Consider the following 12,809-nt stretch of genomic DNA (forward strand, 5'->3'; position numbering starts at 1 on the left):
TGTGAGGTAAAACAAGATGGCCATTCAAAAAATTCTGGTAGTAGATGATTCTCCAACAGAACGCTATTTCCTGACCGATGTATTGGTGAAAAATGGTTTTTCAGTATCAACAGCTGAAAACGGCGAAGAAGCCCTGACAAAAATCAAGGCAGACAAACCACAGCTGATCTTGATGGACGTGGTCATGCCTGGGCAAAATGGTTTCCAGATTACCCGTGCGATCGCCAAAGATCCTGATACGCAAGATGTTCCTGTGATTATTTGCACCAGCAAAAATCAGGAAACTGACCGTATCTGGGGCTTGCGTCAAGGTGCCCGTGATTACCTGGTGAAGCCTATTGACCCGGCAGAATTGCTGGCGAAAATTTCAGCCCTCGGTTAATCCGTATAGACAAGTATTAAAGTATTAATTCTTGCATCAACAATAAGATATCTTCGGATTGCCTCATGAATCAGACTGTGCGTGAAACTGCTGCAGCAAATCTGGACGTTGTCAAACCTGAAAAGGGCGTGCGACGTACCCGTTTGCGTGAATTTCAGGCGCAGCTGGTTGAACGCATGCAAGCTGCCCAGCGTGGCGGCTATACGAAACTCAGCCAGCTGGGCATTATGATAGGACAGCGACGTTATCTCCTGGATTTGCGAGAATCCGGAGAGATCGTCACTGCTGGCACCCTGACGCGGGTGCCTTTGACACGCGACTGGTATATAGGGCTATCCAATATCCGTGGTAATTTGACTGGCGTCGTCGATTTGCCGCGTTTTCAGGGCATGGATAATACCAAACTTGATACCCAGTGCCGGATTGTTGCCTTTGCTCCCGGCATGGCATTCAACAGCGGTTTGCTGGTATCCCAGGTTCTGGGTTTGCGTACGGTTTCAGAAATGGAAGAAATCCCTTTTGAAGACAATCAGTTTGAAAGCAAGGCCTGGTTGAGGAAAAAGTACAGGGATAAGGATGGCAACATCTGGTTTGAGCTTAGTCTGGCCACATTGGTACAAGACCAGGATTTTTTGCAAATAGGTATTTAAGTCGGTATGTGCACTGTAGCAATACCGACAGCTTTTCAATCGTTTAGGAGACTTAGTAATGGCATTTAATCTACCGTTCTTGTCCAAAGATAAAGAAAATCCGGAAATTGACGGAGCAGAAGTTGCGGCAAGGTCGTTCGGGAATGCTGATTCGATTGAAGTTGAAGAAGCAAGCAACGTCAAAATGCTGACTCCAGAGCAGGAGGCAGCCTCTGCCACGCCTGCGGTGGCAGAAACTGCTACTAAAGTAGAGTCGTATGGCGACGCCACCTTTATCGGTGACCCTCAGGAAAAAGGCAGTGGCATGCGTCTGCCTATTATCGGCGGCATGTCAGTTCGTCGTCAGACCAACTTCTTGCTCTACACCATGGGATTCTTCCTGTTGGTGGGCGGTGTTTCGGTATATCTGAACTCTGAGCAATCAACGCTGCTCTCCACACAGGCACAGATCGCCGGTGAGGCGCTGATGCATTCGCAGCGTATTGGTAAAGCGGCACCAAATGCGATTCAGGGTAACGTCGAGGCGTTTAAACAGCTCAAAGACAGCCGTGGCGAATTGAATGCCGATCTGAGCGTTCTGCTGAGTGGTGGTCCATACCAGGGCCGTTCAGTCAAACGTGCTGACTCTTCGCTGGAACCTGTTGTCAAAGAAGCGCAAAAAGCCTGGAATAACTCCAACAAGGCTGCGGAAACGATATTGAACCGTCAAAAAGAATTGACGGGTTTCGGTCAGACTCTGCAAAAAATGAATGCCCTGTCCCCAATCCTGCTGGAATTGACGGAACAAATCTCTACCCTGAAAGTACAGGGCGGTGGTTCAGCGCGTGAAATTAATGCTGCCGGTCAGCTGGTCATGTTGACCCAGCGTCTGGGTCGTAGTGCGAATGAATTTCTGACTTCCGAGGGTGTTAATCCTGAAACGGCGTTCTTGCTGGGTAAGGATACCAATACTTTCCGTGATCTGGTCGATGGCTTCCTCAAAGGTAGTGATGTATTGCGCCTGACAGCTACCAAGGATGCAGATACACGCGACAAACTCACTGAACTGCAAAAAACCTTCTCTGAATACCAGGTATGGGTTTCCAGCATTCTGGGTAATCTGCAAAACTTTATCGCTGCAAAACAATCTGAACAGCTGGTGTTTAACGAGAACGAAGATCTCAAAAACAAACTGTCCAAATTGCAGAAAACTTACACGGCTGAGCAGGATGGTACCAGTATTTACTTCTATGCCATGCTGGGTTCCGCCTTCTTCGCGTTGCTGGCTGCGGTAGGCGTGGGTTTCGTTCAGTTGCAGGAAAGCCGTAACCGCGCTAAAGAAGCGAATGATCGTCGTCTTGAAGCTGCGGCACAAATGATGCAAGCGCAGAAACAGGAAGAAGAAGCGAAAGCAGCGAACGATCAGAATCAGGCTGCGATTTTGCGACTGATGAATGAATTGCAAGAGGTTGCGGATGGTGACTTGACTGTGCAAGCGACGGTTTCTGAAGATATCACGGGCGCGATTGCCGACTCGGTTAACTACACGGTGGAAGAGTTGCGCGGTCTGGTAGGTCGTGTTACGGCAACTGCAGAACAGGTTACTTCAGCATCAACACAAGCGCAGAATATTTCCAGCGATTTGTTGACAGCGTCTGAACAACAGTCCCGCGAGATTTCTGATGCTGGTCAGGTGGTTCTGACGATGGCGGCTGAGATTACTGACGTTTCCCGCTCTGCGAATGAATCAGCACTGGTTGCGCGTCAGTCGGTTGCTGCGGCGGAGCAAGGTGCCCATGCGGTGGAAAACGCCATCAAGGGTATGAACGAGATTCGCGAACAAATCCAGGAAACTTCCAAACGTATTAAACGTCTGGGTGAATCTTCACAAGAGATTGGTGAGATCACTGAACTGATTTCCGACATTACCGAACAAACCAACGTACTGGCGCTGAATGCGGCGATTCAGGCGGCGTCAGCCGGTGAAGCAGGTCGAGGCTTCTCGGTGGTTGCGGAAGAGGTTCAGCGTCTGGCGGAACGTTCAGCTGAAGCGACCAAGCAGATTGGTGCGCTGGTTCGTACGATTCAAACGGATACCCATGACGCGGTTGCCGCGATGGAAAAATCCACTCAGGGTGTGGTTGAGGGAGCGAAACTGTCAGATGCGGCCGGTACGGCGCTGTCTGAAATCCGTAGCGTTTCGAACCGTCTCGCGGAACTGATTCAAGGTATCTCGCTGGCGACGGAACAACAAGCTACCTCAGCTAACGGCGTTGCACAAAATATTCAACACATTTTGACCATCACCGAGCAAACGCAGCATGGTACGCAGCAAACTGCGGTTTCCATTAAGGAATTGTCCATGCTTGCGGAAGAACTCAAGAACTCTGTGTCACGGTTCCGGGTTGCTGCCTGATTTTCACGCCCCGGTTGTGAGAGTGGACCTTAAAAGTGAAAAACGAAGTGTCTGCCAATTGCGCGCCGACCAGGGTGGCGTTGCACATACTCGCGGTAGCCAGGCTATCGCTGAGTATGGTTGGAAGTCTGGCCTGACCCTGGTTTGCCGGGCGCCTATCCTTCACTCGAGTTTTCACTGTTACAGTCCACTAGCTGCAACCCTATCATATTTGCACGGCGATGGACCGCGGTCCATTGCCCTTGAGTTTGCGGAGTACGCATGACATCCGATTTTTCAAAATCGCCAGATCTTCCACAGGAGCAGTTCGACATCGGGCCGCTATCCTGGGTGATGGGAGAAGTGCGGGAAGCAATCACGAATGCTGGCAAGATGCTGACGGAAGCACTTGGCCAGGACACTGAAACCCGCCCTACCTCCTTATTGCATGCAAAAAGCTATCTGCACCAGGCCCATGGTGCCTTGCAGATAGTTGATATCGATGGTGTATCCATCGTTACAGAAACCATAGAAGAATTACTCGAACGCCTGCAAGGCGGCCAGCTTGAGATGACTCAGGCAAATGTTGAAGTCATCGTCGATGCCTTCCATGCGGTCTTGCGCTATCTGGAAGATTTGCTGTCTGGTTCACTGCACCAGCCTGTTCGCCTGTTCCCGTACTACCGCGCCCTGCTCGAACTCAAGGGTGCCGAGAGAATACATCCGGCTGACTTGTTTTTCCCATCCCTGTCCGCCAAAGAACAGATACCTGAACTGGCTGTCAGCAGCAAGGCTGTGGCGATCAGTTATACCGGCTTGCGCCAGCGTTTTGAAAAGCTTTTGCTGACCGTATTGACTAGTAAAGACAAGGAACAACAACGCGCTGCCACGCAATCCATGCATGACATGATTGCGGAAATCGAAAATGGCCAGACCAACTCGCAAGCCAAGGCTTTCTGGGTCGTCATGCGCGCTTTTGTTGAAGCTGTAGGTCATGGTGCTATCGACAACCAGCAATATGTCAAACAGATATTTGGCCGCATCAATCTGCAAATCCGTCGCCTGGTAGAAGGTGTCAGCACCATCCCTGAGCGCCTGTTGCGCGATGCCCTGTTTTTCCTGGCCCAGGTTGAAAACCCTTCTCCTTTTGTCACCCGGGTACGCAAGGCTTACCAGCTTGATGACAAAGTGCCAGTCGATTACGACAAAAAGAATTATGGTCAGATCACGGCAGGTGCACTGACAGCGGCAAAAGAACAATTGTCAGCAGTCAAAAACCTGTGGGGCAGGATAGCCAATGGCGAAACTGGCCTGGCAGAAAAATTCTCCCAAAAAATGACCGACCTGGCCGATACTGGTGCAGGTCTGAATGCGCCAGCACTGGCAAAACTCTTGCGTGAACTGAACGGCATTGCCCGCAGTGTCGCGCATTCGCCAGATGGCAGCAAGCTTGGCATAGAACTGGCCACCAGCCTGCTGTTTGTTGAACATGCACTTGATCACGTCACACGCCTGCCAGCCAATTTTGCTGAGCGCGCTGAAGAAATCACGACCCGTTTGCTGTCTGTAGTTTCCGGTGAAACACCACAAACCCAGGCCAGCTGGATGGGGGAGATTTCCCGCGAAGCGCAACAACGTCAGACCATGGGTGTGCTGGTTGCTGAAATGCAGTCCAGCCTGCGTCATATAGAAAAAGTGCTGGATGAGTATTTCCGCAATCCTGCTGACAAAGAAACGCTGAAACCCATTGACGGCAATCTGCACCAGATCGGTGGCGCTCTGGCCATGCTGGATCAGGACGACGCTATGGCTGCAGTTGAGCATACACGTCAGATGATCAGCAGCTTCAAAGAAGAAGATGCGATTGATCCGGTTGCGCAAGCTGCCGCCCATGAAAATGTGGCGCAAAACATAGGTGCATTGTCTTTCTTTATTGAAACTTTGCATTCTCAGCCTGAAACCGCGAAAAAGAAATTCAGCTTCGACAAAGAAGCCGGCCTGTTCCGTTCCAATTTGCTGGAAGCCCAGGCAAGCAAGGAATTGCTGCCTAGCGCAGACATCCATTTGCCTGGCGATGAAGCGCATGGCCAGGAACCTAAAGTCGCCATCTTGCAAACAGCCGAGCAGGAGCTGGCACAGCAGCAACAAGAATCTGCCCGTCTGGCAGCATCTCTGGCAGCTGCGCCAGAAGACGCACGCCTTCAGGCACAACTGAAGAGTTCGCTGGAGTCCGAGCGTTCCGTGGCTATCTTGCTGGACGATACTGCGGCTTCAGAACGTGCGAAGTCGGCCATTGCCCTGCTGGCCGCAACCGATGCCACAAGTGGCTCGGGTGCCTTGCAGGAAATAGTGACAACACCGCCAGTTGAAACCGCCGTTGCTGCCGCACCGGCTCAGGATATTCCTGAAGGTGATGATGCGATTGATGCTGAATTGCTGGAAATCTTCCTCATGGAAGCCGATGAGGTGCTGGAGTATGTCCAGACTACCTTGCCGCTGTCGAGAAAAGATACCAACAACCAGGAATACCTGACCAGCTTGCGCCGTTCCTTCCATACCCTCAAAGGCAGTGGCCGCATGGTTGGCCTGATGGTATTTGGCGAAGCAGCGTGGAGCATAGAACAGGTCATGAACCTGTGGCTGTCTGACTCACGTAGTGGCGATGACAACCTATACGCCCTGCTGGACCGCACTGCGCGTGAAATGGTTGAGTGGGTGGGTGAACTGAAACAAAACGGTGTCTCTGCACGCACCGGTAAAGCTATTATCGCTGCCGCTGAACGTGTCAAGGCAGGCGAGGATTATCAGGATATTCCTGAGGTGGTCGCCGCACCGGTTGCTGAGCCAGAACCAGTCGTCGCTACTCCAGTTGTTGAAGAAATTCAGCCTGCTGCGCTGCCTGAAGTTACCGAAATTACCGAAATTACCGAAGCTGCCGAGATCGCAGAAACTGAATTCGCGGCTTCACCTGCCGTGGAAGAAGTGGCCGCTGCGCCAGCAACCCAGCCTTCAACTTTCGAGCTTGATGCATTTGAATTCACGCCGGTAGAACTGGTCGATGCTGAACCGACTGCGGCAGAAGTGCCATCGGTGCCTTCAGTACCAGAGTTCACTGTAGCAACTGAACATGCTGAGCATCCAGCTCTTGTCGAGATTAATGCGACAGAGACTCCAGCATTCACCAGCTCGCCTGAACTGACGCTGGATACACCTGTACAAGTTCAGGAAGCAGGTTTGCCAGAAGATATACTGCCTCTCGACCGTGCACTGGAAGTGGCAGTCGCGGCAGAAGATATGCCGGTTCCAGATGTTGAAGAACTGGTGGCAGAATTGCCACTGGAAGCTGTACCGGAAGAAATTCTGGTGGCCGAGGTAGCAGAGCCGGCTGCGGAACATGTAGGGGAGCACATAAGCGATCACGTAATTGATCACGTAACGCCGGCAGAAGACACTCCTCTTGAATTGTTGTCTGAAACCGTGGCAGATGTGCCTTCACTGGAATTGTCAGAAGCCATAGCAATAGCAGCGAGCGACTTGCCAGTTGCAGCTATGTCTGTGCCAGAACCAGAACTCCTGGAGCTGGCAGATTCTGTCACCGCATCTGCTGAGAGCCTTTTGCCTGAACTGAGCATTGCCAGCGATGAGCCTGAAGCAGAAGCCATCAAAGAACCTGAAGTTGCCCCTGTCGCCCAGGTCGCTGAAATTGCTACGGCAAAAATCATCGACTTCCCTGATCTGTCTGTGCCCGCGCCTAGTGTGGATGACAATATCAAGCGCATTGGCGATATAGAAATCAGCCTGCCATTGTATTCCATCTACATGGCAGAGACAGATGAAATCGTCCGTTTCCTGGTGCAAGACTTTGCTGAGTGGAGACATGAGCCGCATCGTCATGTTTCTACACATGCGATCCATGCAAGCCATTCTCTGGCAGGCAGCTCCGCAACCGTCGGTCTCAAACCTTTGCAAGAACTGGCGCATAGCCTGGAATTTGTCTTGCAAAGACTGGAACGTCATCCTGTCGTATTGCTGGAATCAGAATACGACGTGCTGGACCGTTCGCTGGACTCTGCCAAACGTATGCTGCAAAAGTTTGCCTTGTCAGAAATGGCAGCATCCGCACCAGAAGAAATACGTCAGCTTGAACATTTGTTGCAAGTCGTCATCGAGCGTTCCAACGCAGGTGCAGATGAAGAATTCATCACTTCCACCAATGAAAAACTCGATCCTATATCTCTGTCAGAAGAGTTGCCATCGGTTGATCTGGCTGCTACAGAATTGTTGACGACAGAGGCGCCTGATACGCTTGATGCGCCTGAAGAAATTACCGCAGACATACCAGTCGTTACCGAAACACTGGCTGAGCCAGAGTTCAACCTGGATCAAGCAGAAGTGCTGGAAGCCTTGCCTGTCCTTGACGAAGAATTGTCAGAGGAGTTGACTGCAGAAGAGCTGGCTGTTGAAACTCCGCTGGAAGCAGAAATTGTCATCGCCGCGGCCTTGCCAGAGCCAGAAGCACCGGCAGAAACCATTACTGACCGCATTGGCTCTATCATGCTTGACGCCATGGATGACATCCATCCGGTGGAAACGCATGCAGAGCTTGCTCCTGTCATTGAGCCCGATTCTGTCGTTGAACCTGCTGTCGTTGAGCTTGCACCTGTAGCAGTGCCTGAGCCTGTTGCCGAGCCAGAAGTAGTCGAAGCAGTAGCTATCCCGGCAGCATCGCCAACACTGGCAACACCGGCAAGCTTTACGCCGGCTGTTCAGGCTGCGCCTGAATATGTTGCTCCGGCCAGTGACGGTACTGTACAGATCCGTGACGATCTGGATATGGACTTGTTGCCTGTCTTCATAGAAGAGGGTAATGACTTGCTGCCTATGGTTGGTCAGTTGCTGCGCACCTGGCAAGAAAAGCCGGACGACATGGCAGCCCCACAAGCCATCGCCCGTATCATGCATACCATCAAAGGTAGTGCACGTATGGCGGGTGCCATGGGCCTGGGTCAGCACATCCATGACATGGAATCACGCATCGAGACACTGATGCATGGTGGTAGTGCTGTGCGCGTCTCCCTGCTGGATGATTTGCTGGCACGTCATGACCACAGCATGCACATGTTTGACCGTCTGTTGCATCCGGAAGCACATGCAACACCAGTACAAACTGATGCACCTCTGACTGCCGCTCAGGAACTGGATCAGTTCCAGGAGCAAATGGCCGCGACCAATACTGATGCGCCAGTAGTCATCAATGAACTGGTCAACCTGACGCCTGTCGTGCCGCTCATGACCCGCGCCATACCGGCCAGGGAAGCGACAGCACCGGTTGCCGTGGCAGCCAATACGCCAGCGACACTGGTGCGTGTGCGTGCCGATATTCTTGACCGTCTGGTTAACCAGGCCGGTGAAGTTTCCATCTCGCGTTCACGTCTGGAAAATGAAGTCAGCACCTTGCGCTCGTCCCTCAGCGAGTTGACAGAGAACGTCAACCGTCTGCGTGACCAGTTGCGTGAAGTTGAAATCCAGGCAGAAACCCAGATCACTTCACGCATGGCACTCTCTGGTGACCGTGAATTTGATCCGCTTGAGTTTGACCGCTTCACCCGCTTGCAAGAACTGACACGCATGATGGCCGAAAGCGTCAGCGACGTGGCCACAGTACAAACCAACTTGACCCGTACCATCGACGGCGCATCGAATGACTTGCTGGTACAGGCGCGTTTGACACGTGACCTGCAACAGGATTTGATGCGCGTGCGTATGATTCCTTTCGCCAGTATTTCCGAGCGTCTGTATCGCGTGACCCGTCAGACTTCCAAAGAAGTCGATAAACGCGTCAATCTGGATATCCGCGGTGCAACGGTAGAGATGGATAGGGGCGTTCTGGAAAAAATGGCCGGTCCTTTCGAGCACTTGCTGCGTAATGCGATTGTCCACGGTATCGAAAGCCGCGAACAAAGGCGTAACAATGGCAAAGAAGAAACCGGTGAATTGCTGATTGAAATCCGTCAGGAAGGTAATGAAGTTGTGATCCGCTTCAGCGATGACGGCCAGGGCCTGAACCTGACCCGCATCCGCGAAAAAGCGCTGTCCGTTGGTCTGATTACCAATGAAGATAATCCTGGCGAGCTCGAAACAGCCAACATGATTTTCGAACCCGGTTTCTCGACAGCGACAGAAATCACTGAACTTGCCGGTCGTGGCGTTGGTATGGACGTGGTCCGTTCCGAAGCTGCATCGTTGGGTGGTCGTGTTGAAGTAACTACCAATGAAGGCAAAGGCGCTGAATTCACGATTCGCCTGCCGTTGACACTGGCTGTGACGCAGGTAGTATTGCTGAGTTCTGGTGGCCGTACCTTCGCCGTACCTTCCGTTCTGGTCGAGCAAGTGCAGCAACTGAAATCGAATGCCCTGGCCAATGCCTATAACGATGGCGCAGTCATGTGGCAAGGTCAGCGCGTGACCTTGTACTACCTGTCCTCCATGCTGGGTCAGGACGATGCTACACCGATGACACAGCAATACAGCCCGCTGCTGATCATGAAGAGCGGTGGCGAGCGTGTTGCGATTCACGTCGATGACGTTCTGGGTAACCGCGAGGTGGTTGTTAAAAACATCGGCCCGCAACTGGCACGTATGACAGGTATCGCCGGCGCGACTGTACTCGGTTCCGGTGAAATCGTTCTGATCCTGAACCCGGTACCGCTGGCACAACGCATGGAGCATGAACATGCACGTCTGCAACAACTGGGTACAGAAGCCACACCTGAAATGGGCGCGGTTGCCAACCTGCATACAGCAACCGAAGTGGCAGTCGCCAAGGCCGAACCTGTACAGGGCTTGCGGACCCAGCATACCGTCATGGTCGTTGATGATTCCCTGACCGTACGCCGCGTGACCCAGCGTTTGCTGACACGTGAGGGTTATCAGGTCATCCTGGCAAAAGACGGTATTGATGCGCTGGAGCAGTTGCAGTCAGTCACACCAGACGTGATGCTGGTTGATATCGAAATGCCACGCATGGATGGTTTCGATCTGACACGCAACGTCCGCAGCGATTCACGTACCAGCCATATCCCTATCATCATGATTACTTCGCGTACTGCGGATAAACATCGTAACTATGCAAAAGAACTCGGTGTGAATGAGTACTTTGGTAAGCCGTATCGTGAGGATGATTTATTGGGGGCGATTATGGGCTTCCTGGGTAAAGATGCTGCGGTGATAGTGTAATTAGGCTGTAGATTTCAGATAGTCAAAAAAGCAGAGAGTGATCTCTGTTTTTTTGTTTTTGGTATTGGTTTTTTGCCGTTGTCATTTATGGCGATTGAATTGCCGTGCACTAAAAGTCGTCATTCCACCGGGCTGGCGCTCCAGCGACGTTCATTGCACACTGTACGGGATTTTCTGCCACAGATTTTTAATGCAGACATGTATTGAATTACGATTGCAGGCCGGTGGTAGACCGGCAGCTACTTACCTTTTTGCTTCGCCAAAAAGGTAAGCCAAAAAAGCGACCCAGGCGTAGCCGCCCCCTAAAGGGGGTTCCCATTTATGCAGTACAAAAAATGGGAAGATCCGAAACTCGCTACGCTCAGACAGCGGCTCTTCTCAATCCATTTTCTGTACAGCACAAATGGCGTCTACACATGGGAACTGCAAAAGTCAAAAGCAACTTCAAAATCAACAACAACAGCAACGTCAAAACCAACGTCAAAACCAACGTCAAAACCACATCAACACATTGCTATCAGCGCCGGTTAATCAAGCCTTCAAGCGTCACTCATCCTCACCATGCGTAGCCACCTTCTTCACCACCGCATACCGCGTCAAAGTCTGCTTGCGCGCGACATCATGTTCAACCAGCGGAAACGGATAATCCTTGCCTATCTTGACCCCAGCCTGCTCCAGTAACAGCGGTGCAGCCTTCCACGGCGCGTGGATGCTGCGCTTGTCCAGTTTCGCCAGTTGCGGCAGGTAGCGTTTGATGAACTTGCCTTCAGCGTCGAATTTTTCTGACTGGGTGATGGGATTGAAGATGCGGAAGTAAGGTTGGGCGTCGCAGCCGGAGGAGGATGCCCATTGCCAGCCGCCGTTGTTGGCGGAGAGGTCGAAGTCGTTCAGGTGTTCGGCGAAATAGGCTTCGCCGCGGCGCCAGTCTATGCCTAGGTCTTTGATGAGGAAGCAGGCGGTGACCATGCGCAGGCGGTTGTGCATGTAGCCGGTCTGGTTTAGTTGCAGCATGGCGGCATCGACCAGGGGGTAGCCGGTGCGGCCTTCACACCAGGCGGCGAAGTTGGCGTCCGCTTGTGGGCCGGTTTCCCATTGTATTGCGTCATAGTCTGGTTTGAAGGAGCGGCTTGCCACATGCGGGTGGTGATGCAAGATCATGAAATAAAAGTCGCGCCAGACCAGTTCAGACAACCAGATTTCTGCACCGCGATTGGCAGAGATGCGCATTTGCCGTACGGCTTCCTGCACCAGTTGACGTATCGATATCGTGCCAAAGCGCAAATGGACTGACAGATAAGACGGCCCCTTGATTGCCGGAAAATCACGCGACTGGTCATATAGCTTCATACGGCCCACAAAATCTTCCAGCAAAGCCTTTGCACCCGACATGCCTGCGGCAACAGGCATGCGGCGCTCAGCTGCCAATGCAAAGCCCATTTCGGCCAGCGTCGGTATGGTTTGCGCTGAGATGCTGCTTAGCTTGTGCGCATATTTTTCTATAGGGTAAGAGCGCGAATAAAAGTCGCTTCCTTCTGCATGGAATTTTTTCAGCCAGGCATTTTTGTAGGGAGTGAAAACAGAGAAGGACGCATTCGCCAGCGACAAGACTTCGGCCTTTTCAAAAATAACCTGATCTTTAAAACTCAGAAATGCACAATTTCGTTTTGATAATTTTTGCCTGACAGACTCATCACGGGTCGCAGCCTGTGGTTCGTAATCATGATTGGCGAACACGGCATCCACACCAAGCTCGGCCACCAGTTGAGGTATAGCTGTTTCTGCATGGGCATAACGCACCAGCAAGCCACTGCCCATCTGCTGTAATTCTTGATCCAGTTCAAGAATACTTTCATGAATAAAGGCAACGCGCCTGTCATTTTCTGGCAAATTGTCTAATATTGTTTTATCGAAGATAAAAGCGCAGCAGACCTCATCACTTTGCCGCAGGGCATGGTAGAGGGCAGCATGGTCAAAATTACGCAGGTCGCGGCGGAACCAGACCAGCGAACGAGGGTAATGGGCTTTATGGGCTTTGTTTTCTTGCATGATCTGTCGGATAGTGTGGTCAAAACGCAGTGTGGCACCTTAGCACACATCGAAAATGCACGCTAAAAATGCTAAAATGTGACTATGGCGAAGCAAACAAAATCACTACATACCAATCTGC

At 51.8% G+C, this 12,809-nt stretch carries 5 protein-coding genes; 4 read left to right on the forward strand and 1 reads right to left on the reverse strand.

Annotated elements, in window-relative coordinates; genetic code table 11:
• Nucleotides 1–16 precede the first annotated feature (16 nt).
• From ACO0LN_RS16915 to ACO0LN_RS16930, 4 genes are all read left to right on the forward strand, one after another.
• Nucleotides 17–382 (forward strand): response regulator transcription factor, encoded by a 366-nt coding sequence (locus ACO0LN_RS16915; RefSeq protein ID WP_162039914.1) that lies wholly within the window; start codon nt 17–19, stop codon nt 380–382.
• Between the two features lie 65 nt (nt 383–447).
• Complete coding sequence (locus ACO0LN_RS16920; protein ID WP_422949518.1) at nt 448–1,032, forward strand: chemotaxis protein CheW; 585 nt, start codon at nt 448–450, stop codon at nt 1,030–1,032.
• A 58-nt stretch (nt 1,033–1,090) separates the two neighbouring features.
• Nucleotides 1,091–3,427, forward strand: a complete 2,337-nt coding sequence (locus ACO0LN_RS16925) for a methyl-accepting chemotaxis protein (RefSeq protein WP_422975771.1) — start codon at nt 1,091–1,093, stop codon at nt 3,425–3,427.
• A gap of 261 nt (nt 3,428–3,688) precedes the next feature.
• Nucleotides 3,689–10,642, forward strand: coding sequence for an Hpt domain-containing protein (locus ACO0LN_RS16930; RefSeq protein ID WP_422975773.1), 6,954 nt, complete (start codon nt 3,689–3,691; stop codon nt 10,640–10,642).
• Between the two features lie 546 nt (nt 10,643–11,188).
• On the opposite strand, the gene ACO0LN_RS16935 is transcribed toward ACO0LN_RS16930, so the two are convergent.
• The gene (locus ACO0LN_RS16935; protein ID WP_422975775.1) at nt 11,189–12,688 is read right to left on the reverse strand and encodes a cryptochrome/photolyase family protein; all 1,500 of its coding nucleotides are present in this window, start codon (nt 12,686–12,688) and stop codon (nt 11,189–11,191) included.
• Between the last annotated feature and the right edge of the window lie 121 nt (nt 12,689–12,809).

It is taken from the genome of Undibacterium sp. TC9W (assembly GCF_049339865.1).
Lineage (GTDB): Bacteria > Pseudomonadota > Gammaproteobacteria > Burkholderiales > Burkholderiaceae_D > Undibacterium.

Excerpts from the sequence above, each read along its gene's own strand:
- ACO0LN_RS16915 (WP_162039914.1), top strand. The coding sequence starts at position 17 with ATGGCCATTCAAAAAATTCTGGTAGTAGATGATTCTCCAACAGAACGC.
- ACO0LN_RS16920 (WP_422949518.1), top strand. The coding sequence starts at position 448 with ATGAATCAGACTGTGCGTGAAACTGCTGCAGCAAATCTGGACGTTGTC.
- ACO0LN_RS16925 (WP_422975771.1), top strand. The coding sequence starts at position 1,091 with ATGGCATTTAATCTACCGTTCTTGTCCAAAGATAAAGAAAATCCGGAA.
- ACO0LN_RS16930 (WP_422975773.1), top strand. The coding sequence starts at position 3,689 with ATGACATCCGATTTTTCAAAATCGCCAGATCTTCCACAGGAGCAGTTC.
- ACO0LN_RS16935 (WP_422975775.1), bottom strand. The coding sequence starts at position 12,688 with ATGCAAGAAAACAAAGCCCATAAAGCCCATTACCCTCGTTCGCTGGTC.